Source organism: Arthrobacter sp. UKPF54-2, assembly GCF_007858535.1.
Classification (GTDB): domain Bacteria; phylum Actinomycetota; class Actinomycetes; order Actinomycetales; family Micrococcaceae; genus Arthrobacter.
The window spans coordinates 2,683,409-2,709,726 of sequence record NZ_CP040174.1 but is presented as its reverse complement, the minus strand read 5'-3'; the positions used below and the strand labels follow the sequence as shown (position 1 = coordinate 2,709,726).

The window sequence follows — 26,318 nt, the reverse complement described above, 5'->3', positions numbered from 1 at the left end:
ACGGCGGTTTCCCCGCAGTGGCCTAGTTGTAGACGCGCACCCAGTCGACCTGCATCTGGCTCGGCTGGGTCGAGGTCCCGTCCGGGAACCAGTCGAGCTGGATGGTTTGATGCATCCCGACCGTGGGCTGGTGCGCCGGATCAGTGTCCGTGAACCATTGCACGCCGTCTATATACCCGGTGATGCCGGCCGGCGTCCACTGGACCGCGTAGTTGTGCCACTGGGTGGTATCGATTGGCTGGGCTGATTGGGTCTGGAAGTTCGATCCGCTGCAGGCGTAGTGCAGGAAGAACTTGATCCGGGAGGTATCGGACGTTCCCTCGGCGTAATCAATCTCCGCGCAGTTCGGTGACGTGTTGTTGTTCGGCCAGAGGATCAGAACCGGGTGGTACTTCGGGTCCCGGGCGCTGGTTCTCATCCTGGTTTCCCAGCGGCCGTACTTCTGCTGGGCGAACTTGGCGGACATGCCGCCGGTGGTGCCAGCCGAGTCGCCGCTGACGGTGACGATGCTCCCGTCCACTGACCAGGCACCCGGGCTGCGAATCCCGTTGCCCGCATGCCCTGGACTGTTGTAGACCCCCCACTTCAACGGATTCGGCGCTCCCGTGTAGGAGAACTCGTCCCCGGTCACCACCGGGCCCCAACCGAAGACGACGGCAGCCTGCGTGCCGTCGGGCGACGGGGCGGGGTCAACGGCGATGGTAATCACGGGCGTGACCGCGTCCGGGCTCACCCCGTTGGTCGCCGCCACCGTGAACGTCGAGGACCCAGCCGCCGTCGGCGTCCCGGAGAGCACCCCCGAGGCGCTGTTCAGGGCCAACCCGGCCGGCAAAGACCCCGAAGCCACATTAAACGACGGCGCCGGGTTGCCGGACGCCGCGAACGTGTAACTGTAGGGGCTGCCCACCGTCGCCGTACCCGGCGGCGTCGACGCCGTAAACACCGGCGCCGCCTGGGCATCGCTGACCGTGATCGTGCGCGAGGGCGTGACCGCGTCCGGGCTCACCCCGTTCGTCGCTGCGACCGTGAACGTCGAGGACCCCGCCGCCGTCGGCGTGCCGGAGAGCACCCCCGAGGCGCTGTTCAGGGCCAACCCGGCCGGCAAAGACCCCGACGCCACATTAAACGTCGGCGCCGGGTTGCCGGACGCCGCGAACGTATAACTGTAGGGGCTGCCCACCGTCGCCGTACCCGGCGGCGTCGACGCCGTAAACACCGGCGCCGCCTGGGCATCGCTGACCGTGATCGTGCGCGAGGGCGTGACCGCGTCCGGGCTCACCCCGTTCGTCGCTGCGACCGTGAACGTCGAGGACCCCGCCGCCGTCGGCGTGCCGGAGAGCACCCCCGAGGCGCTGTTCAGGGCCAACCCGGCCGGCAAAGACCCCGACGCCACATTAAACGTCGGCGCCGGGTTGCCGGACGCCGCGAACGTATAACTGTAGGGGCTGCCCACCGTCGCCGTCGCCGGCGGCGTCGACGCCGTAAACACCGGCGCAGCCTGGGCAGCACTGACCGTGATCGTGCGCGACGGCGTGACCGCGTCCGGGCTCACCCCGTTGGTCGCTGCGACCGTGAACGTCGAGGACCCCGCCGCCGTCGGCGTCCCGGAGAGCATCCCCGAGGCGCTGTTCAGGGCCAACCCGGCCGGCAAAGACCCCGAAGCCACATTAAACGACGGCGCCGGGTTGCCGGACGCCGCAAACGTATAACTGTACGGGCTGCCCACCGTCGCCGTACCCGGCGGCGTCGACGCCGTAAACACCGGCGCCGCCTGGGCAGCACTGACCGTGATCGTGCGCGACGGCGTGACCGCGTCCGGGCTCACCCCGTTCGTCGCTGCGACCGTGAACGTCGAGGACCCAGCCGCCGTCGGCGTCCCGGAGAGCATCCCCGAGGCGCTGTTCAGGGCCAACCCGGCCGGCAAAGACCCCGAAGCCACATTAAACGACGGCGCCGGGTTGCCGGACGCCGCGAACGTATAACTGTACGGGCTGCCCACCGTAGCCGTACCCGGCGGCGTCGACGCCGTAAACACCGGCGCCGCCTGGGCAGGCCGAATCTCGATAAGTGACAAGTTCCACCTGTCGTTCGTGGGAGCGGTGTCATTGATTCTTACCGTCGACGGCGCTGTCGCCGTGCCTGGGGTGGTCTGGCGTTGCGTCCAAAACGTGCCACCGGCGCTGGAAAGAAACTCGTCGACTTTAGTTTGACCGCTTCCAACGGTGCGTGCGACGGCCCTGTTCCAGTCGTTCCCCGTACCCCAGACCCACGATCCGGTGCGGGTTGTGGTCAGCGAGGCGGTGGGCGCTCCTGAGAACCCGCTGGCTCCCCCAACCGCCCCGTCAGTGGTTGTGTCAGCGCCCGTGAAGGTCGCTACCGTGATCGATGCTTGGTACGACCCGTTGTGGGTAGCTGTGACTCTTACGTTCGTGAGAATGCTGCTTGACACCGCCTGCCAGATTTCGGCTGTCCCGTACTGGACGTTAGTCCGCTTACGCAGGCGCCAGGTGAGTCCGCCGCCGGTGACTGAAGCGAACTGCTGGGACCTTGAAACTGCTGGGCCGTCCGAGGTCACAAAGGCAATCAACAATTCTCTACTTTGAGTGGTGGTAAAGGCCGGGGACACGACGGACCGGGAAAACGACGACTGGTGTGCACTAACCACCTTGTCTGTTGCCACTCCCCCGGCGGCTTCAGTGGGCAATGGCACCAAGCTGAACCCGATAATTGTGGTGATCAGGACTAGGCGGGAAATGAACGGTCGCCGCATGAATTCCTCGCAAACTCATCATTGAACGGCCCATGCGGGCTCCGCACTGGTCAACACGCATGGTCCGGATATTGGCTCAGCTCTTGTGGCTGGTGGACGGCATCGCTAAATGCCAGTTTCGATGTGGCGCCGACGACGTGACATCCGGAAGCTGCGGTGGTTCCGCTGGAGCACGAATTGCCGGTCCGGGAGCCCTCATCCTAGTAAGTCGTTGGCGCCGAACCCTTCTGTGGCGCGTACCCGTTAAGCAACAACTCATACTTGTTAAAGCCACTGAGTTACTTGCCGGCTGCACGACCGATAGGCCATTCCCACGGCTGCACGCAACATTTCTGACGCCGCATCCGGGCGTCGGCGCCAAGATTCAGCAAACGCATCATTAATTGTCGGTGCCTGCTTTTAGTCTGGGGGTATGAAGAGCGGAGCGGCTTGGAGTACGGAGATCAGTGCGGAGATCCGGGAGGCCCTGGCGGCCGTCACGGCGTCCGTTGCCGCGCTGGCTGCTGTTGTGGACGACGGCGTGGAGCCCGCCGATCCGCTGCGGAGCCTGGCCGATAGCTATCTGGACGCCCTGGCCGAGACGGCCCGGGGGGAGGCCCGGATGGCGGCGCTCAAGGTCCGGCTGACCGCGGAGTACACCCGGGCCGCCGGGGCCCTCGCGTCGCCGGCGGGGTCCCCGCAGGAGTGCACCGCCCGCGAGATGTCCACCGTCGCCGAGCTCGCCTGCGCCCTGACCGTGAGCGAACGGGCTGCCGGGGCGCTGATCTCCGACGCCCTGGCGTTGACGTCTTCGCTGCCGCTGGCCCTGGAAGCACTGCAGTCCGGAACGATCTCCTGGCAGCACGCCCGGATCATGGTCGACGAAACCGCGAACCTCGAGCCCGCAGGCGCGGCGGCACTGGAAGCGCACTTCCTGGACCCCGACGCACCCCAACCCGCCCGCGGCTGCGCCGCCGGGGAACTCGTCCCGGGCCGGTTCCGGGCCAAAGCCCGCACCTGGCGCGAACGCCACCACCCGGTCAGCATCGAAACCCGCCACACCAAAAGTTCAGCGGAGCGGCGGGTGGAGTATTGCCCGGACCGGGACGGGATGGCCTGGCTCTCGGCCTACCTGCCCGCCGACACCGCCGCCGGGATCTGGGACCGGATCACCGCCGCCGCCCGCGCCCAGCAGGGCCCGACGGAGCCCCGGACCCTGCCCCAGCTCCGCGCCGACACCGCCGCGACCTGGCTCCTCACCACCGGAACCGCCAACGACGACGCCGACGGCGCGCCCGGCCACGCCGGCGCCTGGCTGACCGCGGATGTGCCGGTCCCGCGGGCGCAGGTCCTGATCACCGTCCCGGTCATGGCCCTCCTCGGCGCCACCGACGAACCCGCGGTCCTGGACGGGCACGGCCCAATCCCGCCGTCCATCGCCCGCCGCCTCATCAGCGACGGGGCGGACTCGTTCCACCGCGTCCTGACCGACCCGCGCGACGGCGCACCGCTGGAAATCGGCCGGACCAGCTACCGCGTCCCGAAAGCCCTGCGGCAATGGCTGCGGCTCCGGGACGGCAAATGCCCCTTCCCCGGCTGCCACAACGCCTCCCTGGACAACGACGCCGACCACCTCCTGGCCTGGGCCGACGGCGGCACCACCGGCATCACCAACCTCGGCCAGCCCTGCCGCAAACACCACCGCCTCAAACACACCACCGCCTGGACCCCCACCCCGGCGACCAAGAACCACCCACCCGGCTGGACCTCACCCACCGGCCGGACCTACCCCAGCGAACACCAGGACTGGGAACCACCCCACTGGCCAGGCACCACCCTGGCTGCGGATCCGCTGTTCGGCTCCGGACCGCCCCCGCATCCTGCGCCCGGCGTCGAACCGGACCCATCTCTGCACGATCCAGACGAACCGTGCCCGTATCCGGAAGTACCGGACGATGCGGACCAGGTTCCGGACCAATGCCGCGGCCCCGGCCCCGGCCCCGACCTGCCACCGGATCCCTTCCCGGACTGGCACCTGTGTGCGGCCGCCTAAGGACGCGGTGGGATCCGGCTACCACCCGCCCTCAGCCCGGATCGAAGCCTCCCGGGCCCTCTCCTGGGCTATCGTGGTGCCATGCCGAGCCAGCTAGCTTCAATTGCCATCGACGCGATCAATCCACGAGTGGTAGCCGACTTCTGGTGCGCCGTCTTCGGCTGGCACATCCTCGAAGAGGACACCGGCATCATCAGCATCGGCCCGCACGGCAAGGCGTACCCCACGATCGATGTGATTGCGGTCCCTGAGCGCAAGACCGTCAAGAACCGGATGCATTTCGACCTCCGCGCCAACGGCACCTCTACCGCCGAGGAGCTCGAGCGGCTGCTCGCCCTGGGCGCCGAGCGCACAGACGTGGGCCAGGGCCCGGACGTCAGCTGGGTGGTACTGGCTGATCCCGAGGGCAACGAGTTCTGCCTGCTTTCCCGCTCCGTCCAGGATGTTGACCAAGGCTAGGGGGAACCGCGTGGCACGGATCTTCATCACCGGCTCCGCCGCCGGGCTGGGGCTCGGCGCTGCGCTGACGCTTCTCGATGAGGGCCACGACGTCGTCCTTCACGCCCGCACAGCCGAGCGCGCCCAGGCCCTCGGCGGCCTCGCCGACCGGGCGGCCAGCGTCGTCGTCGGCGATCTCAGCAGCGGGGAGGAAACCCGTTCACTGGCCGAGCAGGTCAACAGGATCGGCCGCATGGACGCCCTCATCCACAACGCCGGCACTTACCTGGAGCCGGCCCGCGGCACCACGCCCGAGGGGCACGCCCGGACGCTGGCAGTGAACACCTTGGCTCCGTACCTGCTCACGGCGCTGATCGAAGGGCCCAGCCGCCTGATCTTCCTCAGCAGCGGCCTGCACCGGAGCGGCGGTGGCTCGCTGGAGGACATCGACTGGACCCGGCGGCGCTGGAATGCCAGCCAGGCGTATGCAGAGAGCAAACTTTACGTCACCGCACTGGCCCTCGCAGCAGCACGCCGCTGGCCCGGCGTGCTGAGCAACGCCGTCGACCCCGGCTGGGTCCCCACCAAGATGGGCGGCCCCGGAGCGCCCGATGACCTGGCGATGGGGCACCTTACCCAGACCTGGCTGGCCACGAGCCTCGACCCGGCCGCACTCACCAGCGGCGGCTACTGGCACCACCGCACCCTCCGCACCCCCGCCGCCGAAGCCCAGGACCCGGGTCTCCAGGACAGGCTCCTGGCCCGACTCGGGGAGCTGACCGGCATCACGTTGTTCTGAGCCAGCAGGTAGCCGGAGCAAAGTTCTTGGCCCTGCCTGTAAGTCCTGGCCCCGTTCGGGAAACTTTGTTTTCAAGCGGGTGTTCAGCCCGTCATCACGGAACTTGGGGGTTACACAATGAATTCACACCGCGCCACATTCTTCACCGCCATCGCCGTCGCCGGATTTTCCGCCAGCCTCGTCCTCGCCGGATGCGGACCACAGCCAGGCACTTCCGCCGCAGCCTCGGATGTCGCCGTGAGTAACACGGCAGAGCGCACGGCAACGCTGGGCTTCCCGACGTCGTCCACTCCGGCACCCTCGGCCACCGGCACCGCGCCGGCGTCGAAGGCTCCCGTCTCACCGGCGAAGCGCGCGACTCCGGCGCTGAAGACCTTTACCTTCCCGGACGGGCACATCTCGTTCGCCTATCCGGAGACGTGGACGGCGCGGACGGTACAGCCGCCGGCTGGCCTCCCCGGGGTCGAAGCGATCGTCGCCGACGCCGAGGGCAACGATTTGCTGACCTTGGCCAACGGCGTCACCGCCGGGTGCGCGGGAGGTCCCGTTTCGCGCCGGGTCTTCGACCAGGCGTCGGTCCCGGCCATGACGGCCCCGAACGGCACCGAACCCCGCTTCGGATTCGTTGCGGAATCCTATGGGAACGGCGAAGGCTATTTCATGGGACTCACCGATCCCCGGTCGCTGAAGGAGGGCGAGGGCGCCTCGTCCTGGTGCAACCTGATCCCCACGGCCAACGGCGGCCTTTTCACCCGCGTTTATTTCAACGACCCCGGCTTCCCGAACCGTGGCGCGGCCGAGGCCTGGATGGCGACCGATCAGTATGTCCAGCTCAAGGCCTTGCTGCTGAGCCTGCATTACGCCTGAGCCTGGCTGGACAACCTGCGGCGGACGCGAAAGCCCTGCACCCAACCGGGTGCAGGGCTTCGCGTTTAGGCTGTCGGGTGAGTCGCTGCCTGACACCGCAGCTTTAGGTCAGGGTCCAGGAGCGCTTGGACAGGCCGAACCAGAACCCGTCGATGGCGGTCTTGGCGTTCAGGTCGCCCGACTCGTAGGCCGCACCGAGGGCCACATACAGCGGCGCCCAGTGTTCGCTGCGGGGGTGAGCCTCGCGGGCCGCCGGAGCCTTGTGCAGGAAGTCCAGGATGGAGTCGACGTCGCCGCGCGCCATTGCTTCCTCGGCCCAGTGATCGAACTCCCGGGAGACCGACGGCGGGGTGCTGTCGGGTCCGCCGGCGGGGTTGAACCAGCGCAGGTTGTGAGTCGTGAAGCCTGAGCCGACGATCAGCGTGCCGCGGTCGCGCAACGGCGCCAGCGACTTGCCCAGGTCAAACAAGCCCTGCGGATCAAGGGTGGGCATGGACATCTGCACCACCGGTACGTCCGCGTCCGGGAACATCTCCTTGAGCGGGACGTACGCGCCGTGGTCCAGGCCGCGGTACTCGTCGCGTTCGACGTGGTGGCCATGGTATGCCACCAGCTTCTCCACCTCGGCGGCGAGCCCGGGTGCCTGCGGCGCGTCGTAGGTGACCTCATAGTACTTCTGGGCAAAACCGCCGAAGTCGTAAACCAGCCCCGGATTACGGGTGGTGGCGCTGAGCGTCACCGGAGCGTTTTCCCAGTGGGCGGACACCATCAGGATGTCCGTGGGCTTGTCAAAGGTACCGGACCAGGTCTTGAGTTCACGGGTCCAAGTGGCGTCGTCAGCCAGAGGCGGCGCGCCGTGGCTGAGGAAGAGAACCGGGGGGCGGTCGAGTGTGGAAGTCATGACATCATTCTAACCGGTTTTAGTTGAAGGTTCAAGTGTCCAGATTTGCGGGCAGGTCAGGGCCGCCCGGACCGAGGCCCGACGTCGCCCGATATACAGCGAGGCGCGCCCCCTCCGATGGGAGGGGGCGCGCCAGGTGCGGCAGGGTCGGGCTAGACGGCGGTGTAGCCCCCGTCGATCGGAATGGTCGCGCCGGTGATGAACTTCGCCTTATCGCTCGCGAGGAAGGTAATGAGGTCGGCGACCTCCTGGGCCTCCCCGACACGACCGGCCGGGTGCAGGCCTGCATACTGCTCGAGGGTCGGCTCATCGATGAGCGGGGTCCGGATGACGCCCGGTGCCACCGCATTGACGCGGATGCCCTCCTTCGCATACATCGTCCCGGCGGCGCGGGTCATGTTCACAACGCCGCCCTTCGAGGCCGAGTAGGCGATGTTGTTGGAGACGGCCACCAGGCCGAACATCGAGGCGAGGTTGACCACGACGCCGCCGCGGCCCTGCTTGAGGAGCTGCTCGATGGCGTACTTGTTGGTGTAGAACACGCCCGAGTAGTCGATGCCGTTGGTGCGCTCCCAGTTTTCCACGGTAGAGGTGACGACGTCGCCCTCGCCACCAACGCCGGCCGAAGCGACGGCGATATCAAGGCCACCGAATTCCTCGACCGTCTTCGCAACGGCAGCTTCTACGCTCTCGGCCTTCGAGACGTCACCCTGGAAGAATTTCGCGCCGATCTCGTTGGCCACTTCCTGCGACTTGGGATTGAAATCGAAGATCATGACCTTCGCGCCTTCGGCGATGAAGGTCTTCGCGGTCGCGAGCCCCAGGCCCGATCCGCCACCGGTAATGAAGGCGACCTTGTTCTCGAGTTGCATGGCTTAATCCAATCTCTCAGCGATGTCGCGGTCAGTGTCGTTATGCCGGCGCTCCCGCGGTCCGCGTTTATATGCGTATGCATCTATTCTCGCACTATTACTTGAATAGTCAACGAATGTGCGGCGTCTCACATGCCGCGTCCTTCCGCGACATGGCCGGCCAGTCCGTTGAGTGTCTGCGTAGACCGCTATCCTCGGGATCATGACTGAACGCCCTCAATTGGTGAAACGGACGCGCGGCTGGATCTCCAGTGCCCGTTCGTTTCACTCTCGGCAGCTCACCACGCACCGCAAGGTCAGACGACTCGGAAAGTCGCGACTAACCTTCACCACAGGCCAGGCCCTAACGAATCTAGGCGCCTTTTTCGTGGCCGGGTCAACGGGCTCAGCAACCCTGCCGGATTGGGCAGTCGTTGGTGTCTTGGTCGTGGGATTCGTGTTGGGCAAGTTCCTATTTCCCATCCCGGTCAGCAGCATCGCCAGCCGGCGAGGCCCAAGCGATGTGGTCAGCCGAAGCTCCTCGGAGCTCGACCGCATGACACCGGAGGAAATCCGGATTTACGAGAACAACATGGTGCTGAAGCACCGGCTCAAAGACTCCAAGGGGCTTGGAGCCGAACAAGCACTGCAACGCCAGCAAGAGGCGGCTCGGACTGCGGAGGAAGCCGCGGGTCTGGCCTCCGGAAACCTAAGCGGGCTGTCGTTGGCTGACGCCCAAGCCTTCAGCTCCATTGCCGCACAGCATAAGCTCCTCGACAGCCAGTGGCTGGCCTACGAAGTTGACCCTAAACTGCAGTTCGATTTCCCGGCCATGTCCGACGCCGCTTACCCCGCTACCGCTGCCATGATCAGGGCCAGGCGCAACGCCGAGCAGGCAAAGTCAGAATCCAATACGGCCAACTACCGGTCCGCCGTAGCGGAGTTCCGCGCGGCGCTGACTGCTGCAGAGGCCGCCGCCGGGGTGCACCGGAAGTAGGCTCCGGAAGTAGGCTCCGGAAGGCCGAACTCCCGCGCCGAGTTCTTCAGCATTGACCGCCGCGCTTAGTTGAGCCACGAGGATCACTAGACCAACCTTTCCGCCGCCAGGCGGTGCAACCAACAATACGAAAAATGGGGCAATGACAACCACAGCAACATCCACTGCCAACCCGGTTACTCCGCCACCGCCGGGTTCCGGCCGGAAGGTTTCTTTAAAGAGAAGCATGGCGCTTTTGCTAGTTGGCGCACTAGTCGCGATAGGCGGAGTGACTGCGGCGAACGCGTTTGGATTCAATCCGTTCCATTCGGGCGAAGAACGGGACCGGCCTGTTCTGATGTCGATTAAGAACGCCAGCCGATACCACGCCGCCGTCGGCAATATGGAGGTAGTTGTCGAATTCAAGCCCGACGACACCCCTGCTTGGATGCCCGGCTTTATTGCTGGACGGCGGACGCTTTTTGTTGCGGCAGGCACCGTCGATGCCTACGTTGACCTGTCGGGGCTCAACGAAAAGGACTTGAAACTGTCCGCTGACGGAAAATGGGTCACGGTGCGCCTACCCGAGGCTCAGCTCGACAAGCCCAATCTCGACATGGAGCGGTCCCGTATATTCGATCAAGAGCGCGGCATCGTTGACGGGATCACCGATGCCTTTGCGGCGCCGGACCAGGCAAATCTTTACAAGCTCGCCGAGACAAAGTTCACCGCCGCCGCGGAGAAGTCCGAGCTGCGGAAACGGGCTACCGAAAACACCAAGGCATTTCTGACCACCCTGTGCGGAGCACTCGGGGTGCAAGTCACCTTCGTAGATTAGGGCCGTCGGGTCGGCTGGCAGCGGTGAAGAACTTACCTAGCCGATAAGATGATTGACCCAAGCGAAACGACCCCGCACGCTCGTGCGTGCGGGGTCGTTTCTTGCGGAATACAGAAGAAGAGGACTAGAAGTCCCAGTCGTCATCCTCAGTGTTGACAGCCTTGCCAATCACATAGCTCGAACCCGACCCCGAGAAGAAGTCGTGGTTCTCGTCCGCGTTGGGCGACAGGGCCGACAGGATCGCCGGGTTCACGTCGGTGACGGAAGCCGGGAACATGGCCTCGTAGCCCAGGTTCATCAGCGCCTTGTTGGCGTTGTAGTGCAGGAACTTCTTGACGTCCTCGGCCAGGCCGACGGAGTCGTAGAGATCGTGCGTGTACTGGACTTCGTTTTCGTACAGCTCGAAGAGCAGTTCGAAGGTGTAGTCCTTGATCTCCTGCTTGCGCTCCTCGGACAGGCCTTCCAGGCCCTTCTGGAACTTGTAGCCGATGTAGTAGCCGTGCACGGCCTCGTCGCGGATGATCAGGCGGATCAGGTCGGCCGTGTTCGTCAGCTTGGCCCGCGAGGACCAGTACATCGGCAGGTAGAAGCCCGAGTAGAACAGGAAGCTCTCCAGCAGCGTCGAGGCCACCTTGCGCTTCAGCGGGTCGTCGCCCTGGTAGTAGTCCATGACGATCTGGGCCTTCTTCTGAAGGTTCTCGTTCTCGGTGGACCACCGGAACGCCTCGTCGATCTCCTTGGTGGAGGCCAGCGTGGAGAAGATCGAGGAGTAGCTCTTTGCGTGCACCGACTCCATGAACGCGATGTTCGTGTAGACCGCCTCTTCGTGCGGGGTGAGCGCGTCCGGGATCAGCGAAACCGCGCCGACAGTGCCCTGGATGGTATCCAGCAGCGTCAGGCCGGTGAACACGCGCATGGTGAGCTGCTGCTCGTCCGGGGTCAGCGTCGCCCACGACTGCACGTCGTTGGACAGCGGCACCTTCTCCGGCAGCCAGAAGTTGTTGACCAGGCGGTTCCAAACGTCAACGTCCTTGTCGTCCTGGATCCGGTTCCAGTTGATCGCCTCGACGTGGCTGAGAAGCTTTACTTTTTCTGTCATGACTCCGACTCGCTTTCTGAAGAGAGACTGGGTTTGGCTGAGTCCTCGACGCAATACTTGCAGTCGGCTTTCTCTAGGCCTTTGTTGGTGTGATGTCTGGTGTGAGCGTTGCGCTGGCTGGAAGGCATCGGACGGCCCTTCCGTACTGCTGACATTTTCGCACGGGTTTCCGCGCTGGCCTTCTTCCCAAAGTTTGGGTTGCCGGCACCTTTCCTTGCTTCCGAGAGGGCCTTGCGGACATCCTCTGTCAACGAGTGACCGAACCCTGGATGATGGGGCCCGAACTTTCCGAAATTCGGATTGTCCGCTCCCGAATACGTTCCCTTGCGGTCCTCCGCCCACTTCAGACGCTGCTCGGTGCTGTGCTTGCCTCCGTAGAACGGATTGGCGGCACCGGGCCTACTGAGACCTTTTCGCCCCGTTGACCTCCACCGGGCGGCTGCGCGCTGTTCTTCCGTCCAGACGACGCCGGTCGGTCCTAGGCCGCCGTCCGCAACGTTCAGCAGACGGTCCCCCTCGCATCGCAGGTAGCTGATCCACTCGATCTCGGCCTGGCCCAGTTCGCGCAACCCCTCAATCCAGTCCAACTCATCCGCGATGACGTCCGCCGGGTCGTGCTTGCGCAGCCAGTCGTAGAAGGGCGTCTTACGACCCTCGGCTGCCACGCGAAGGTGCTGATGGAAACGACGACTAGCCGTCTTTGTCGTGATACCGACATAGCGGTACTCGACCTCCCGCCTAAGCCGGATGCCGTAGACCAAGCCGCCCGTCGTCGTCGTTTCCATCACTTCACCTAATCAACCGATTTCGGTTGATTAAAGCATGCACGAGACACAATTTTCCACCTCGGTCCCTTCCAGCGCGAGCTGGCGGAGACGGATGTAGTAGATGGTCTTGATGCCCTTCTTCCAGGCGTAGATCTGGGCCTTGTTGATGTCGCGCGTGGTGGCGGTGTCCTTGAAGAACAGCGTCAGGGACAGGCCCTGGTCCACGTGCTGCGTGGCAGCGGCGTAGGTGTCGATGACCTTCTCGTAGCCGATCTCGTACGCGTCCTGGTAGTACTCCAGGTTGTCGTTGGTCAGGTACGGGGCCGGGTAGTACACGCGGCCCAGCTTGCCTTCCTTGCGGATCTCGATCTTGGACGCCACCGGGTGGATCGAGGAGGTGGAGTTGTTGATGTAGGAGATCGAGCCGGTCGGCGGAACAGCCTGCAGGTTCTGGTTGTAGATGCCGTGCTCCATGACGGAGGCCTTCAGCTCGCGCCAGTCATCCTGGGTGGGGATGTGGATGTTCTTGAACAGCTCGGCAACCTTGGCCGTCTGCGGGACCCATTCCCGGTCGGTGTACTTGTCGAAGAACTCGCCGGACGCGTACTTGGACTTCTCGAAACCGCCGAAGGTCTGGCCGGTCTCGATGGCCAGCAGGTTCGAGGCGCGGACCGCGTGGAACACCACCGAGTAGAAGTAGATGTTGGTGAAGTCCAGGCCCTCTTCGGAGCCGTAGTGGACCCGCTCGCGGGCGAGGTAGCCGTGCAGGTTCATCTGGCCGAGGCCGATCGCGTGGCTCTGGTCGTTGCCGCGGGCGATCGAGGGCACCGAGGTGATGTTGGACATGTCCGACACGGCCGAGAGCGAGCGGATGGCCGTCTCGATGGTCAGGCCGAAGTCCGGCGAGTCCATCGCCTTGGCGATGTTCATCGAGCCCAGGTTGCAGGAGATGTCCTTGCCGGTGGTGTCGTAGGACAGGTCATCGTGGTACGTCGTCGGCTGCGAAACCTGGAGGATCTCCGAGCACAGGTTGGACATGATGATCTTGCCGTCGATCGGGTTTTCCCGGTTTACGGTGTCCTCGAACATGATGTACGGGTAACCGGATTCGAACTGGATCTCGGCGAGGGTCTGGAAGAACTCGCGCGCCTTGATCTTGGTCTTCTTGATCCGGGAATCGTCCACCATCTCGTAGTACTTCTCGGTGACCGAGACGTCGGAGAACGGCATGCCGTAGACCTTTTCGACGTCGTACGGCGAGAACAGGTACATGTCCTCGTCCTTCTTGGCCAGCTCGAAGGTGATGTCCGGGATCACGACGCCGAGCGAGAGGGTCTTGATGCGGATCTTCTCGTCCGCGTTCTCGCGCTTGGTGTCCAGGAAGCGGTAGATGTCCGGGTGGTGGGCGTGCAGGTACACCGCGCCGGCACCCTGGCGGGCACCGAGCTGGTTGGCGTAGGAGAAGCTGTCCTCGAGGAGCTTCATCACGGGGATGACGCCGGAGGACTGGTTCTCGATCTGCTTGATCGGCGCGCCGACCTCGCGGATGTTGGTCAGCGCGAACGCGACACCGCCGCCGCGCTTGGAGAGCTGCAGCGCGGAGTTGATGGACCGGCCGATCGATTCCATGTTGTCTTCGATGCGGAGCAGGAAGCAGGAGACCAGCTCGCCGCGCTGCTTCTTGCCGGCGTTCAGGAACGTCGGGGTGGCCGGCTGGAAGCGGCCCTCGATGATCTCGTCGACCATCTGGGTGGCGAGCTTCTCGTCGCCGCGGGCCAGGTGCAGGGCCACCATGCAGACGCGGTCCTCGTAGCGCTCCAGGAAGCGCTTACCGTCAAACGTCTTCAGCGTGTAGGAGGTGTAGAACTTGAACGCGCCGAGGAACGTCTCGAAGCGGAACTTCTTCTTGTACGCGCGGTTGAAGAGCTCGCGGATGAAGTTCATCGTGTACTGGTCGAGGGTTTCGCGCTCGTAGTACTCGTTCTTGACGAGGTAATCGAGCTTTTCCTCGAGGTCGTGGAAGAACACAGTGTTGTTGTTCACGTGCTGCAGGAAGTACTGGTGCGCGGCCTCGCGATCGGCCTCGAACTGGATTTCGCCGTTGGGGCCGTACAGGTTCAGCATGGCGTTGAGCTCGTGGTAGCCCAGGCCCTGGTAGGCGGCCGGCAGCGCCGGCTTCTCGCCGGGGACGGTGTGCTTCTCGACGGCGGTGCTGGTGTTCCCGGCGGCGGCTGAGCCCGCCCCGGTCACTTCGATGTCTGCGACAGTCGTGTCCAAAATTCTTCCAATCCTTGTTGTACTCGGCTGACGTCTTCCGGCGTCCCCATGAGTTCGAAACGATATAGGTGCGGGACCTGGCATTTGGCGGCGATGATGTCGCCGGCCATGCAGTAGTTGTCCCCAAAGTTCGTGTTGCCCGCCCCGATCACTCCACGGAGCTGTTGCCGGTTCCTCGGATCGTTCAGAAAGCGGATGACCTGCTTCGGAACGGATCCCTCTCCCCCGGTCCCCCCGTAGGTGGGAAGCACCAACACGTAGGGTTCGGTCGCCAGCAGTGCCGGTTCCCTCGCGTGGAGGGGGATGCGGGCGGCGTCGAGACCCAGCTTCTGCACGAAGCGTTTGGTGTTCTCTGAGGTGGAGGAGAAGTAGATGAGGTGGCTGCCGGTAGTGCGAACCGTGGCTGAGTCCACGGTGGTCGCTGCCAGCGGCGGTCCGGCGGTTGCCAGTGCCATGGGAGTCACCTCATCCGACGTGGTGGTGCCGTGTGGAGGCTTTCAGGCGACCGCGACGGCGGCGGCCTGCGCCAGTTCTTCGATCTTGTCCGGGCGGAAGCCGGACCAGTGGTCCTGGTCGGTGACGACGACCGGGGCCTGCATGTAGCCCAGGGACTTGAGGCGTTCGAGGGCCTCGGCATCCTGGGAGATGTCGACGCTCTGGTAAGCGATGCCCTTCTTGTCGAGAGCGCGGTAGGTGGCGTTGCACTGCACGCAAGCCGGCTTCGTGTAAACCGTAACGGTCATGTCCTGAGTCCCCTTTGTTGAAGTCTGTGGTTCGTGTCCGGTGGGGCCGACTCGGAACAGGAATCCTTATCCGCTACTGGCCTCGCCTGGCGGTCTGCAACCGCTTCGCTCGAACTGTATGTCGATACTACATGTAGTGCAAGAGCCCGGCTTGGACCCCAAGATGATGTATTACAAGTATGTCATTTAACGCACCTTTAATCCACAGGCCGGCGCCTTCAAAATGTCCGGATTTCAGCCATTTTCGCGGACACCATCCACACCCTGTGGAGTAGTTAGCCACAATTAACCGCCCCGCGTGTCGCATTCCGGACGGCGTGTCGCGGGCCCCCGGATAGGGGTCTCCGAGTGGCAGGAAGCACTACATCTAGTGGCTGACGGCACAGCAAAGGCGGGCACCGGTCGGTGCCCGCCTTTGTTCACGGTGACTCGCCTAACAGCGCTCCCGGCAGGAGACCTGCCGGGGGCCGCTCCGGCCGCCTACTCCGGACGGCTGCAGAGGATCTGTTCCACGCCCATCCGGCCCTCGGCGAAGCTGCGCAGCGCACCGACCAGGTACAGCCGCCAGACCCGGACTATCTCCTGGCCCATCATCGCGACGGCGGCGTCGTGGTTCTGCTCGAACCGCGCGTACCAGGCCTCGAGGGTCCGGACGTAGTCGCGGCGCATCGCCTCGACGGCCTCGACCTCGAGTCCGGCGTTCTCCAGGAACCCCAGGGTCTCCCCCACCGGGCGCATGTGCATGTCCGGAGCGATGAACGACTCGATGAACGGGCCGCCCCCGGGGTGCTTGCCGCGCCGGGACATCTGCTGCACCAGCACCCGGCCGCCGGGGTCCACGTTGTTGAACAGCGCGGCGGCGTACACCGGGTAGTTCCGCTGCCCCACGTGCTCGCCCATCTCCAGCGAGGCGACGGCGTCGAACGGGCCGTCCGGAATCTCGCGATAGTCCTGCACCCTGATCTCCATGCGCCCCTCAAGGCCGCGTTCCCTGATCCGGGCGTCGATGAACGCCTTCTGTTCGACCGAGAGCGTGACGCCGACGACGTCGACGCCGTAGTGCTGGGCGGCGTGCAGGCTCAGGGAGCCCCAGCCGCAGCCGACGTCGAGCAGCCGCATCCCGGGCCGGAGCCCGATCTTGCGGCAGACCAGGTCGAGTTTGTCCCGCTGGGCCTCTTCGAGGCCGTAGCTGGGGGCGGCGTTCCCCCGGGAATCCATCCAATACCCGCTCGAATAGGCCATCTGCGGGTCCAGGATCAGCGCGTAGAAGTCGTTGCTGAGGTCGTAGTGGTGGCTGATGGCCGCGCGGTCGCGGATCAGGCTGTGCAGCCGTCCCTTCACCCGGGCCTGGCTGGCCGGCGGCTCGGGCGGGGCGCCCAGGGCTCCGGCTTCCCTGGCGATCCGGGCGACGCCGGCGAGCACGGCCGGGGTGGGGCGAATCCCGGACAGGCCGCGGTCCCGGACCACCTTCCACAGGTGCTCGAGGGCCGCGTTAAGGTCGCCGTCGACGTCCAGTTCGCCGGTGACGTACGCCTGGGCCGCGCCCAGCTCCCCCGGCGCCCAGAGCAGCCGGCGGATGGCGTCCGGGGACTTGAGCCGAACGACCGGGGCGCCGGCGGGGCCTGCCTCGCTGCCGTCCCACACGATTAGCCGGACGGGCAGCTCGCCGCCGACCAGCGGCCGGAGGACGTCCGCGATTGTGCTTGCCAGGGCCCCGCTCATCCCGCCGTCCGTTCGCCGGAAGCCGTCGCAACTGCGCTGCCGGCTACTGTCTTGGTGGCCGCCTTGTCCAGCACGATCTGCTGGACGTCCAGGTACCCGGTCTCGAAGCCGGCGCGGGAGTAGCAGAGGTAGAACAGCCACATCCGCTGGAAGATCTCGTCGAAACCGAGGGCGCGGACCTCCTCGCCGCGGGCCATAAAGCGCTCCTCCCACAGCCGCAGCGTCTGGGCGTAGTGTTCGCCCATCGCGAGGCGTTCGCGGACCCGGAGTCCGGTCTGCTTCTCGGTGATCTCCTCAATCGCCCGGACCGAGGGGATGACGCCGCCCGGGAAGATGTACTTGTGCACCCAGGTGTAGCTGGTCCGCGTGGCGATCAGCCGGTCGTGGCCGATCGTGATGGCCTGGATGGCGACCTTGCCGCCGGGGGCCAGTACGCGTTCGATCGTCTGGAAGTAGGTGGCCCAGTATTCGTAGCCGACCGCTTCGATCATTTCGACCGAGACGACTGCGTCGTACTCGCCCTCCACGGCCCGGTAGTCCTTGAGTTCGATCGTGACGGCGTCGGCGTAGCCTGCCTCGGCCACGCGCTGGCGTGCCAGTTCCTGCTGTTCGCTGGAGAGGGTCACCGAGTAGACCGTGGCCCCGCGGGCGGCGGCCCGGAGGGCGAGTTCGCCCCAGCCGGTGCCGATTTCCAGCACGCGGGTACCTTCCGTGACGCCGGCCTTGTCCAGCAGCCGGTCGATCTTGGCCTGCTGCGCGGCGGCCAGTCCGTCCCACGCCACGTGGCCCAGTGCATCGCCGCTCTCCGGGAAGAGCGCGCTGGAGTAGGTCATGGTGCTGTCCAGGAAGGTCGCGAAGAGCTCGTTGGACAGGTCGTAGTGCCGGGAGATGTTGGAGCGGGTGTTCTGCTCCGAGTTCCGCTCGGTGCGCGGGGTCCGGGGCAGGTAGAGGCCGCGGAGCTTCTGCAGCGGCTCGGGCACCAGCGTCCCTACGCGGGCGGCGAAGACTTCCATCACCGCCGTGAGGTTGTCCGCGTCCCAGTCCCCGGCCATGTAGGACTCCCCCAGCCCGATCAGGCCGCCGTCGCCCAGGCGCGCCGCGAAGGCTTCCGGGCGGTTCATCGTCATAACGGGGTACGGCTCGCCGGACGGGGAGTCGCCGGCGGCGGCCTTGCCCAGGACGGTGCCGTCCGGGTAGCGAACTTCAAGCGGGAGGCTGCGCACGGCGGCGCGGAAGATCGCGTCCGCGACCCGGCCGGCGAGCCGGGCCTTGAGGCTCGAGGGCACCGCGGCGATGCTGGGCCAGATCCCGGCGTCGACGACGGCGGGCGGCTGCGGCACCGTGTAGGGCACGCCGGGGTTGGACTGTGTTGCGTTGGAGTGTGCCGCGTGGGATTGAGTTGCGTGCTGCGGCGCTATGGTGGTCTGCGCCGGGTTCTTCTCCACCGGCTGGGATCCGGTCGCTTCGGTCATGGTCACTGGACTGCCTCCTGTGAGGGGTGATGTGGTCTCTTGATGACGGGCAGCCTGCGTGCCCAAAGCTTGATGCCTTGCCAGCGGATCTGCGCTGCGACCCGCAGCGGCGCCAGCGGGACGGCGAGCGCCGCGGCCAGGATGTTCGGCACGGTGGCTTCGCTGCGGACGCCGTCCATGGTGGCGACGAAGGGTTTCTGTCCCTCGCGCTCCAGGACGATCGAGACCGCCAGCCGCTCGCCGGGCTCTGGAAGCTTCATCCGGTACTGGCCTTCGACGTCGTTGAACGGCGAGACGTAGAACGCCTTGGGCACGGTGGCCCGGCTGGCTTCGTCGGTCTCCAGCAGGTAGCAGTGACGCTCCCCGTAGGTGTTGTGGACCTCGGCGACCACACAGCGCAGGTCCCCGGCGGCGTCGTGGCACCAGAACAGGCTCAGCGGGTTGAAGACGTGGCCGAAGACGCGGGCGCTGGCCAGCAGGGTGATCCGGCCGCCGTCGAGGGTGATGCCCTGCGTGGCGAGGTAACGCTCGACGTTGCCGCGCAGCGTCCCGTCCGGGTCGCCCAGGTGGTCCGCGGCGGAGAAGCCGGCCAGCGGCGCGAGCCAGCGCGGCAGCTTCGGCAGGGAGTCGACGTCGACGTACCAGCTGTAGCTGCGGTAGGTGAAGGCGTTCTTGAGCGGGGTGCGCCGCACGTGCGCGATCGAGGTGCGGTAAATCGCTGCGTTGCCGCTCATGCGCCCTCCAGGGATGTCTGAAGTTCCGCGGCCTGCGGCCCCGCGACGCGGTCTTCCCAGTCGCGGCCCAGCCTGGCTGCGGCGCGGACGCCGGAGAGCGCACCGTCCTCGTGGAAGCCCCAGCCGTGGTACGCGCCGGCGAACGCCAGGCGGCTGTCGCCGAGGCCCAGGATCTGCTGCTGGGCGCGCAGCGAAGCCGGGGTGTACTGCGGGTGCTCATAGACCATCTGCTCCAAGACGGTGCCGTCGCCGATCAGCTCCGACTCGCCGAGGCTGACAATGTAGCGTTTGCCGTCCGCCGGTTCCAGCCGCTGCAGCCGGGTCATGTCGTAGCTGACCAGCACCCGGTCCGGGCGGGCGTCGCAGGAGGGCAGCCGGTAGTTCCAGGAGGCCTTGGCGTTGTCGCTGGCGGGCAGCACGGCGTCGTCGCGGTGGAAGACGGTGTGGTTGACCGAGTAGGGCATGCCGGCGAGCGCCTCCCGCTCGGCGGGCGAGGCGTCCGCGAGCATACGCAGCGCCTGCGCCGGGTGGGTGGCGATCACGACGGCGTCGAAGGTCTCGGTGGTCTCGGTGCCGTTTTCCGTGGTGATGTCGACCCCGCTGGCGTGGCGCCGGACGCGGGCGACCGGGGCGGCGAGGCGGATGTCCGGAAGCGTGGCGGCGAGTTTGTCCACGTAGCTCCGCGAGCCGCCGGTGACCGTGCGCCACTGCGGGGAGCCCTTGACGCCGAGGAGCCCGTGGTGGCCGAGGAAGGTGAAGAGGTAGCGGGCCGGGTACGCCAGCGCGGTGGTCGGGTCGCAGGACCAGACGGCGCTGACCACCGGGGTCATGAAGTGCACGATGAAGTAGCTGCTGAATTTCTCCCGGTCCAGGAACTCGCCCAGGGTCAGCTCGGGAATCCCGGCCTTGGCGGCCCCGTCGGCGTCGGCCTCCGCGAGCAGGGCGCGGGCCCGGCGGTAGAAGCGCCCGACTTCCAGCAGCATTTTGAGGTAGCGGCCGCGCAGCAGGGTGGAGGGCCGCGGGATGATCCCGCGAGCGCCTCCCCGGGCGCCCGCGTACTCGAGGCCGCAGCCGTCGCAGCGGATGGACATGCTCATTTCCGAGTCCTGGGTCTGCACGCCCAGTTCTCGGAAGAGCCGCAGCAGGGTGGGGTAGGTCCGTTCGTTGTGGACGATGAAGCCGGTGTCGATGCCGAGCACGGAGCCGTCGGCCTGGGGCACGTCATGGGTGTGGGCGTGGCCGCCGAGCCGGGCGTCTGCCTCGAAGACGGTGACGCGGTCCCGCCGGTTCAGCACGTAGGCGGCGGTCAGTCCGGCCACCCCGCTGCCGATCACGGCAACGCGCCGTCCGTCCGGGATGCTTGCTGCTTGCTGCACTGGTCTGCTCCTGTTGCTTCGCCTGAATTGTCCTCATGGAACTACTTATGGGCAATTCGTCACCGCGGGGCCGCCGGATGAGTGTGATTTCACACCGGCTGCCTGGGAACCAATGTGCCAGAATGAAGCGGGATTTCGCACCCGCCTCACCGTAACCACCGAAGGGCAGCCCTTGATCAACCCCGTGCATCTCCGAACGCTCGTGGAAGTGGTCCGGCTGGGCTCCTTCGCGGCGGCCGCCACACGGCTCGGCTACACGGCCTCGGCGGTGTCGCAGCAGATGTCCGCGCTGGAGCGGGACACCGGGGTGGCCCTGTTCCAGCGCTCGGCCCGGAGCGTCCTTCCCACGGAGGCCGCCGTCGTGATGACCCGGCACGCGGCCAAGGTCCTTACCGACATCGACACGCTGATGGCGGCGGCGGCCCGGACGCACGAGAGCACCAGCCAGGAGCTCCGGCTGGGTATTTTCCCGTCCCTGGCTACCTACGTCCTCCCCCGCATCCTGCAGAACCCGGCCTGGCGGAAGCTCGGCATCGAGCTGCGGGTGTCCGTGGCCGAACCGGGCCAGACCATCCAGGGTCTGCGCACCGGCGGCGAACTCGACGTCGCCCTGGTCTACCAGGTGGGCCAGTCGGGCCTGGCCTGGCCGCACACGGTGAACCGGCAGTGGATCGGCGACGACGACTTCCGGGTGGTGCTGCCCGCCGCCTGGGGCATCGGCCCGGAGTCCAAGGTCGCGGCCGACCATCTGTCCGACATGCCGTGGATCATGCACCACCCGGGCACATCGGACGCCACGGTGATTGAGCGGCTCTTCGCCAGCTGCAACCTGCACCCGCGCGTGGTGGCGTACAGCGACGACTTCCACGCCAGCCTGGAAATGGCGGCCGCCGGCCTCGGCGCGGCGCTGGTCCCGGAACTGGCCCTGCTGCACCGGCCCCCGGGGGTGGTGGTGCTGGACGTCCCCGAAATCCGGCTCGCCCGCAACGTCTTCGCCCTGTTGCCCAAGGAGCAGCTCACGGCCCAGGTCCAGCTGTTCGTGGAACTGCTCGCAGACACCCTGCACAAGCTGGGTACCACGCGCCGGGACTGACCCCTACAGCTGGCCGGTGCCCTCCCCGGTCTTCTTGCCGGGCTTTTTGCCTGCCTTCCCGCCGAGTTTCCCGGCCGGCGCCACGAGGAGGCTGATGATCCGGTGCTTGGCCTTGCTGTAGGGCGGGTAGATCAACTCCAGCGTGTCCGGCCGGAGGGGCTTGGACAGGGTGGAGCGTTCGTGCGAGAAGGTCCGCAGCGAATGTTCGCCGTGGTACGCGCCCATGCCGCTGTTCCCCACCCCGCCAAACGGCAGCCCGGGCACCGTCAGGTGCGCGGCCGGAACGTCGAAGCACAGCGCCCCCGAGGAGGTCTGTTCGGAGAATGCCCGGCGGGTGCCGGCGTCGTTGCTGAACACGTACAGGGCCAACGGCTTCGGGCCGGCATTGATCATCCGGATTGCCTCGTCCCGCCCGCTCACCGGGACCAGCGGCAGCAGCGGGCCGAAAATTTCCTCCCCCATCACCGCGTCGCCGGGAGCGGGCCGCAGCAGGGTGGGGGCGAAGTGCCGGCTGGCGGCGTCGCGCCCGCCGCCGTGCACCACGGTGCTGCCGTCCGCGAGCGCGGCCAGCCGGTCAAAGTGCCGTTCGTTGATGATCCGGCCGTACGAGTCGCTCCGGGCTGAATCCTCCCCGAAGAGGGCCCGGATAGCCTTGACCAGCTCGCGTTCCAGCGGCGCGAGCACGTCCTCTGTGGCGAGGATGTAGTCCGGGGCCACGCAGGTCTGCCCGGCGTTCATGAATCTGCCCCAAGCCAGCCGCTTTGCCGCCTTGGCCAGGTCGGTGGAGGCGTCCACGTAGGCGGGGGACTTGCCGCCCAGTTCTAGGGTCACCGGCGTCAGGTGCTCGGCGGCGGCGCGCAGCACCACCTTGGCCGCCGCCTCCCCGCCGGTGAAGAAGATGTGGTCAAAGCGCAGGGCCAGCAGCTCCGTGGTCTCGGGAATGCCGCCTTCAACAACCTGGGCCGCGCCCGGCAGGTACTCGGGAATCCAGCGGGCCAGGGCGGCGGAGGTGGCCGGGGCGTGCTCGCTGGGCTTGAGCACCACGGTGTTACCGGCGGCCAGGGCCCCGGCCAGCGGCGCGAGCAACAGCTGCAGCGGGTAGTTCCACGGGCCGATGACCAGCACCACGCCGAGCGGGGTGAGCTCGGTCCAGGCCTTGGCCGGCTGGACGGCGAGCGGCACGGACACCGGCCGGGGGCGCAGCCAGGCCTCCAGGTGCTTCTCCAGGTGCGCGGCCTCGGCCGTGACAAAACCGATCTCGGTCAGCTGCGCCTCGGTTTCGTGTTTGCCCAGGTCGCCCGCGAGCGCAGCGGCGAAATCCTCGCGCCGTTCGACCAGCATCCGCCGGAGGCTGCCGAGCTGTTCCAGCCGCCACGCCAGCGGACGGGTGGTTCCGTTGTCAAAAACTTCACGGGCACGGGCAACGGTGGCGGCGACGGTCTGCATCCGAACAATGTACCGGTCTGCCGCCCGGCGGCGGGCCCGGTATCGGATAAATCACCGCCGATGCTGGAACGGACCAGTTTTCAGGACTATGTTGAAGATATGAGCAAGGTAGCGAGCCAGCACTTTGGAGAGATCGAGCTCAACCACGGGCGTGACCATAATTTCGCGGCGAAACACGAACTTGCGGGCCAGCCCCTGGAACTTGACCTCAGTGTCAACGCGCATGACCACTTCGACGAGGCGGCCATGCACAAGGTTGACTACCGGCTGCGTTTCCTGCCCGAGCTCGTGGACCAGGTCCGCGAAATGATCGCCGAGGAGCTGGAGCAGGAAGGCACCAGCCCGCAGGAATACCTCCGCTTCCACTGCAACGCCATCAAGCCCGAGCACCTGAAGCAGGTCTTTGGTGTCACCGACAAGGCGCAGTTGACCAACCAGGTTTTCCTCAAGGCCCTGAAGCTGGGTCACGTGGGCATCTTCCCCGGCCAGCCGGAACGCTACTTTGTCCTGGATTTCACCCTGGGCTCCCACTTCACCGACGAGATCCTGGTGGCCTCCGCGGACGAGGACGGCGTCGTCGACGACGAGATCCTCTGGGAATCCTGATCGACTGCTCCAATACGGCCCTTTTGAGCGGTCAATAGGGCACCTGCTCAGCAACCGATGGTTGAGAACACGCACGACGCCGTCCGGCCACCTTGTGAGGTGACCGGCCGGCGTCGTTGGTTCACGTGTCCTTACTTGGCCGCTTCCAGCAGCCCCGCGCGGACCGTCCTGGCGGCGTGCACCAGGTTGCGCAGGGACTCCTCGGTCTCGGCGTAGCCACGGGTCTTCAGGCCGCAGTCCGGGTTGACCCAAAGCTGGCGGGACGGGACGTGCTTCACCGCGGTGCCGAGCAGCTCGGTGACTTCCTGCTCCCCCGGGACGCGCGGCGAGTGGATGTCGTAGACGCCCGGACCCACACCGCGGCCGAAGCCGTGGGACTCAAGGTCGTGGACAACCTCCATGCGGGACCGGGCGGCCTCGATCGAGGTGACGTCGGCGTCGAGGCCGTCGATCGCGTCGATGATCGCGCCGAACTCCGAGTAGCACAGGTGTGTGTGGACCTGGGTGCTGTCGGCGGCGCCGGCGGTGGCGAGGCGGAAGGACTTCACGGACCAGTCCAAATACGCGGCCTGCTCGGCCTTGCGCAGCGGCAGGAGTTCGCGCAGCGCGGGCTCGTCGACCTGGATGACCTTGATGCCGGCGGCTTCGAGGTCCGCGATCTCGTCGCGGAGCGCCAGGGCCACCTGGTTGGCGGTCTCGCCGAGCGGCTGGTCGTCGCGGACGAAGGACCAGGCGAGGATGGTGACCGGGCCGGTGAGCATGCCCTTCATCGGCTTGTTCGTCAGGGACTGCGCGTACCTGGCCCATTCCACCGTGATCGGGGCGCTGCGGGTGACATCGCCCCAGAGGATGGACGGGCGGGTGCAGCGGGAACCGTAGGACTGGACCCAGCCGTGCACGGTGACGTCAAAGCCTTCGAGGTTCTCGGCAAAGTACTGGACCATGTCGTTGCGCTCGGGCTCGCCGTGGACCAGGACGTCGAAGCCGAGCTCTTCCTGCAGCTCCACCACGCGCTTGATCTCGTCCTTCATCAGCTGCTCGTACTGCTCCGTGGTGAGCTCGCCCTTGGTGGCGCGGGCCCGGGCGGTGCGGATCTCGGCGGTCTGCGGGAAGGAGCCGATGGTGGTGGTCGGCAGCGGCGGCAGGTGCAGGGCCTCGGCCTGCGCGGCCTCGCGGACGCCGTAGGCCGAACGGCTGAAGTCGGCGTCGGTCAGGGCGGCGGTGCGGTTCCGGACCTCGGCCCGGCGGACGCCGTCGGCTGCCGCGCGGTCGGCGATGATGCGGGTGGCCTCGTCGATGGCCGGCCGGACGGCGTCGGGATCGGTGAGCAGGCCGGCCAGGGTGACCACCTCGGCGGCCTTCTGGTCGGCGAAGGCCAGCCAGCTGAGCAGCTGCGCGGAGAGCTGGCTCTCCTCGTCGACGTCGTGCGGGACGTGCTGGGTCGACGTGGAGGTGCTGACGGCGAGCCGGGCCACGGACTTCTGCAGCCCGGCAATCTTCGCCGCGGAGGCAGCAAGGTCGTTCCGCCAGATGTTGTGGCCATCCACGACGCCGGCTACGAGGGTCTTGTTGCCCAGCCCGGCCAGCGCGGCGGCCGAGGGGACCTCACCCTTGAAGACATCCAGGTGCAGGGCGTCGATGCCGGTGGCCGCAAGGGTGCCAAGTTGGCCGTCCAGCGCACCGTACGGGGTGGAGACGAACAGCTGCGGGCGGTTCCTAGCGGCGGCAAGGACCTCATAGGAGCGGGCGACGGCGGCGTCGATTTCCGCTGCCGGGGTGACCTGGTCCACCACGAGGGCGGGCTCGTCGAGCTGGACCCAGCTGGCGCCGGCGGCGGCCAGCTTCTGGAGCAGGGCGGTGTAGACCGGGAGGACGTCCTCGAGGCGGGACAGCGGGCTGAAGCCGGCCGGGGCGTCGTCGGAGGCCTTGCTCAGCAGCAGGAACGTGACCGGACCGACGACGTACGGTCGGGTTTCCACCCCGTTGGCGAGGGCGTATTCGAATTCCTCGACGATCCGGTTGGAGGTCAGCGCGAAGCGCGTTTCAGGGCCGATTTCCGGGACGAGGTAGTGGTAGTTGGTGTCGAACCACTTGGTCATTTCCAGCGGCTGCTGGTCCTTGGTGCCGCGGGCCAGGGTGAAGTAGCCGTCAATGTCGAGCTGGCCCTCGGCGTTCAGAAGGTTGCCGAAGCGGGCGGGCACGGCGCCGAGGTGGGCTGCCGCGTCGAGCACCTGGTCGTAGTAGGAGAAGGTGCCGGGGACGGCGGCGGCCTCGGTCAGCCCCAGGCCCTGCAGGCGCTGGGCGGTGCCGAGCTGGATGCCCTTGGCGGCGGCGTCCAAGGCGGCGGCGTCGATCTTGCCGGCCCAGTAGGCCTCGACCGCCTTCTTGAGCTCGCGGCGGCGGCCGATGCGCGGGTAGCCGAGGATCGAGGCGGACGGGAAGGGGGTGTTGTGCTGTTCAGTCATGGGAAAGTCCTTGGGTTGTTTCGTCAGGTTGCGTCGGAAGCGGATG

22 protein-coding genes are annotated in these 26,318 nt (G+C 66.5%); 8 read left to right on the top strand and 14 right to left on the bottom strand.

From position 1 onward, the window contains the following. Positions 1-22: 22 nt before the first annotated feature. A complete protein-coding gene (locus E7Y32_RS16460; RefSeq protein WP_186466985.1) occupies positions 23-2,074 on the bottom strand; it encodes a putative Ig domain-containing protein in 2,052 nt (683 codons plus the stop codon). A 1,108-nt stretch (positions 2,075-3,182) separates the two neighbouring features. Here E7Y32_RS16460 and E7Y32_RS12500 point away from each other — a divergent pair. From E7Y32_RS12500 to E7Y32_RS12485, 4 genes are all read left to right on the top strand, one after another. After that, on the top strand, positions 3,183-4,802 hold the full coding sequence (locus E7Y32_RS12500) for an HNH endonuclease signature motif containing protein (protein ID WP_146337386.1): 1,620 nt from the start codon (positions 3,183-3,185) through the stop codon (positions 4,800-4,802). Positions 4,803-4,883: 81 nt separating this feature from the next. Next, on the top strand, positions 4,884-5,261 hold the full coding sequence (locus E7Y32_RS12495) for a VOC family protein (protein WP_146337385.1): 378 nt from the start codon (positions 4,884-4,886) through the stop codon (positions 5,259-5,261). Between the two features lie 10 nt (positions 5,262-5,271). Beyond that, positions 5,272-6,039 (top strand): SDR family NAD(P)-dependent oxidoreductase, encoded by a 768-nt coding sequence (locus tag E7Y32_RS12490; protein WP_146337384.1) that lies wholly within the window; start codon positions 5,272-5,274, stop codon positions 6,037-6,039. A gap of 237 nt (positions 6,040-6,276) precedes the next feature. Continuing rightward, a complete protein-coding gene (locus tag E7Y32_RS12485) occupies positions 6,277-6,906 on the top strand; it encodes a hypothetical protein (RefSeq protein WP_146337383.1) in 630 nt (209 codons plus the stop codon). A 103-nt stretch (positions 6,907-7,009) separates the two neighbouring features. Here the strand turns inward: E7Y32_RS12485 and E7Y32_RS12480 are convergent, their stop codons facing one another. Together E7Y32_RS12480 and E7Y32_RS12475 are read right to left on the bottom strand one after the other, a co-directional pair. Next, positions 7,010-7,807 carry a dioxygenase gene (locus E7Y32_RS12480; protein ID WP_146337382.1) on the bottom strand — a complete coding sequence of 266 codons (798 nt, stop codon included), beginning with the start codon at positions 7,805-7,807 and terminating at the stop codon, positions 7,010-7,012. 152 nt (positions 7,808-7,959) lie between these two features. Continuing rightward, the gene (locus E7Y32_RS12475) at positions 7,960-8,679 is read right to left on the bottom strand and encodes an SDR family NAD(P)-dependent oxidoreductase (protein ID WP_146337381.1); all 720 of its coding nucleotides are present in this window, start codon (positions 8,677-8,679) and stop codon (positions 7,960-7,962) included. A 202-nt stretch (positions 8,680-8,881) separates the two neighbouring features. On the opposite strand from E7Y32_RS12475, the gene E7Y32_RS12470 reads away from it, so the two are divergent. Both E7Y32_RS12470 and E7Y32_RS12465 read left to right on the top strand, forming a co-directional pair. Next, entirely contained in the window at positions 8,882-9,655 is a 774-nt protein-coding gene (locus tag E7Y32_RS12470; protein WP_146337380.1) for a hypothetical protein, read from the top strand. Between the two features lie 142 nt (positions 9,656-9,797). Continuing rightward, positions 9,798-10,472 (top strand): DUF4230 domain-containing protein, encoded by a 675-nt coding sequence (locus tag E7Y32_RS12465; protein WP_146337379.1) that lies wholly within the window; start codon positions 9,798-9,800, stop codon positions 10,470-10,472. Positions 10,473-10,596: 124 nt separating this feature from the next. Here the strand turns inward: E7Y32_RS12465 and nrdF are convergent, their stop codons facing one another. The 9 genes from nrdF to E7Y32_RS12420 form a co-directional block, all read right to left on the bottom strand. Next, complete coding sequence (nrdF, locus tag E7Y32_RS12460) at positions 10,597-11,571, bottom strand: class 1b ribonucleoside-diphosphate reductase subunit beta (protein ID WP_018773326.1); 975 nt, start codon at positions 11,569-11,571, stop codon at positions 10,597-10,599. After that, positions 11,568-12,356 (bottom strand): NUMOD3 domain-containing DNA-binding protein, encoded by a 789-nt coding sequence (locus E7Y32_RS12455; protein ID WP_146337378.1) that lies wholly within the window; start codon positions 12,354-12,356, stop codon positions 11,568-11,570. Before E7Y32_RS12455 ends, nrdF begins: the two co-directional genes overlap by 4 nt. 30 nt (positions 12,357-12,386) lie before the next feature. Then, complete coding sequence (gene nrdE / locus E7Y32_RS12450) at positions 12,387-14,462, bottom strand: class 1b ribonucleoside-diphosphate reductase subunit alpha (protein ID WP_261382632.1); 2,076 nt, start codon at positions 14,460-14,462, stop codon at positions 12,387-12,389. Between the two features lie 122 nt (positions 14,463-14,584). Further along, the gene (gene nrdI / locus E7Y32_RS12445; protein WP_146337377.1) at positions 14,585-15,070 is read right to left on the bottom strand and encodes a class Ib ribonucleoside-diphosphate reductase assembly flavoprotein NrdI; all 486 of its coding nucleotides are present in this window, start codon (positions 15,068-15,070) and stop codon (positions 14,585-14,587) included. Between the two features lie 42 nt (positions 15,071-15,112). Next, positions 15,113-15,358: a glutaredoxin-like protein NrdH gene (nrdH, locus tag E7Y32_RS12440; RefSeq protein WP_018773329.1), complete on the bottom strand. Its 246-nt coding sequence runs from the start codon at positions 15,356-15,358 to the stop codon at positions 15,113-15,115. Positions 15,359-15,838: 480 nt separating this feature from the next. Then, positions 15,839-17,080, bottom strand: a complete 1,242-nt coding sequence (locus E7Y32_RS12435; protein WP_146337376.1) for a cyclopropane-fatty-acyl-phospholipid synthase family protein — start codon at positions 17,078-17,080, stop codon at positions 15,839-15,841. Further along, a complete protein-coding gene (locus E7Y32_RS12430) occupies positions 17,077-18,552 on the bottom strand; it encodes a class I SAM-dependent methyltransferase (protein WP_395940453.1) in 1,476 nt (491 codons plus the stop codon). Before E7Y32_RS12430 ends, E7Y32_RS12435 begins: the two co-directional genes overlap by 4 nt. A gap of 2 nt (positions 18,553-18,554) precedes the next feature. Further along, positions 18,555-19,286: a DUF1365 domain-containing protein gene (locus E7Y32_RS12425; RefSeq protein WP_146337375.1), complete on the bottom strand. Its 732-nt coding sequence runs from the start codon at positions 19,284-19,286 to the stop codon at positions 18,555-18,557. Further along, positions 19,283-20,662 (bottom strand): NAD(P)/FAD-dependent oxidoreductase, encoded by a 1,380-nt coding sequence (locus E7Y32_RS12420; RefSeq protein ID WP_146337374.1) that lies wholly within the window; start codon positions 20,660-20,662, stop codon positions 19,283-19,285. The genes E7Y32_RS12425 and E7Y32_RS12420 overlap by 4 nt, the downstream gene beginning before the upstream one ends. Positions 20,663-20,834: 172 nt before the next feature. Between E7Y32_RS12420 and E7Y32_RS12415 the strand changes: the two genes are divergently transcribed. Then, a complete protein-coding gene (locus tag E7Y32_RS12415; protein ID WP_146337373.1) occupies positions 20,835-21,755 on the top strand; it encodes a LysR family transcriptional regulator in 921 nt (306 codons plus the stop codon). Between the two features lie 3 nt (positions 21,756-21,758). Here E7Y32_RS12415 and E7Y32_RS12410 read toward each other — a convergent pair whose 3' ends face one another. Then, positions 21,759-23,201: an aldehyde dehydrogenase family protein gene (locus tag E7Y32_RS12410; RefSeq protein ID WP_146337372.1), complete on the bottom strand. Its 1,443-nt coding sequence runs from the start codon at positions 23,199-23,201 to the stop codon at positions 21,759-21,761. A 99-nt stretch (positions 23,202-23,300) separates the two neighbouring features. Here E7Y32_RS12410 and E7Y32_RS12405 point away from each other — a divergent pair, with 99 nt between their 5' ends. Continuing rightward, positions 23,301-23,807, top strand: a complete 507-nt coding sequence (locus E7Y32_RS12405; RefSeq protein ID WP_146337371.1) for a DUF2004 domain-containing protein — start codon at positions 23,301-23,303, stop codon at positions 23,805-23,807. A gap of 131 nt (positions 23,808-23,938) precedes the next feature. On the opposite strand, the gene metE is transcribed toward E7Y32_RS12405, so the two are convergent. Then, the gene (metE, locus tag E7Y32_RS12400) at positions 23,939-26,272 is read right to left on the bottom strand and encodes a 5-methyltetrahydropteroyltriglutamate--homocysteine S-methyltransferase (protein WP_146337370.1); all 2,334 of its coding nucleotides are present in this window, start codon (positions 26,270-26,272) and stop codon (positions 23,939-23,941) included. Positions 26,273-26,318 lie beyond the last annotated feature (46 nt).

Bases quoted from the DNA above. Each gene is read 5' to 3' on its own strand.
- E7Y32_RS12435 (WP_146337376.1), bottom strand. From the start codon at position 17,080: ATGAGCGGGGCCCTGGCAAGCACAATCGCGGACGTCCTCCGGCCGCTG.
- E7Y32_RS12405 (WP_146337371.1), top strand. From the start codon at position 23,301: ATGAGCAAGGTAGCGAGCCAGCACTTTGGAGAGATCGAGCTCAACCAC.
- nrdF (WP_018773326.1), bottom strand. From the start codon at position 11,571: ATGACAGAAAAAGTAAAGCTTCTCAGCCACGTCGAGGCGATCAACTGG.
- E7Y32_RS12455 (WP_146337378.1), bottom strand. From the start codon at position 12,356: ATGGAAACGACGACGACGGGCGGCTTGGTCTACGGCATCCGGCTTAGG.
- E7Y32_RS12425 (WP_146337375.1), bottom strand. From the start codon at position 19,286: ATGAGCGGCAACGCAGCGATTTACCGCACCTCGATCGCGCACGTGCGG.
- E7Y32_RS12480 (WP_146337382.1), bottom strand. From the start codon at position 7,807: ATGACTTCCACACTCGACCGCCCCCCGGTTCTCTTCCTCAGCCACGGC.
- nrdE (WP_261382632.1), bottom strand. From the start codon at position 14,462: ATGCTGAACCTGTACGGCCCCAACGGCGAAATCCAGTTCGAGGCCGAT.
- metE (WP_146337370.1), bottom strand. From the start codon at position 26,272: ATGACTGAACAGCACAACACCCCCTTCCCGTCCGCCTCGATCCTCGGC.
- nrdH (WP_018773329.1), bottom strand. From the start codon at position 15,358: ATGACCGTTACGGTTTACACGAAGCCGGCTTGCGTGCAGTGCAACGCC.
- E7Y32_RS12410 (WP_146337372.1), bottom strand. From the start codon at position 23,201: ATGCAGACCGTCGCCGCCACCGTTGCCCGTGCCCGTGAAGTTTTTGAC.
- E7Y32_RS12470 (WP_146337380.1), top strand. From the start codon at position 8,882: ATGACTGAACGCCCTCAATTGGTGAAACGGACGCGCGGCTGGATCTCC.
- E7Y32_RS12475 (WP_146337381.1), bottom strand. From the start codon at position 8,679: ATGCAACTCGAGAACAAGGTCGCCTTCATTACCGGTGGCGGATCGGGC.
- E7Y32_RS12430 (WP_395940453.1), bottom strand. From the start codon at position 18,552: ATGACCGAAGCGACCGGATCCCAGCCGGTGGAGAAGAACCCGGCGCAG.
- E7Y32_RS12495 (WP_146337385.1), top strand. From the start codon at position 4,884: ATGCCGAGCCAGCTAGCTTCAATTGCCATCGACGCGATCAATCCACGA.
- E7Y32_RS12500 (WP_146337386.1), top strand. From the start codon at position 3,183: ATGAAGAGCGGAGCGGCTTGGAGTACGGAGATCAGTGCGGAGATCCGG.
- nrdI (WP_146337377.1), bottom strand. From the start codon at position 15,070: ATGGCACTGGCAACCGCCGGACCGCCGCTGGCAGCGACCACCGTGGAC.
- E7Y32_RS12465 (WP_146337379.1), top strand. From the start codon at position 9,798: ATGACAACCACAGCAACATCCACTGCCAACCCGGTTACTCCGCCACCG.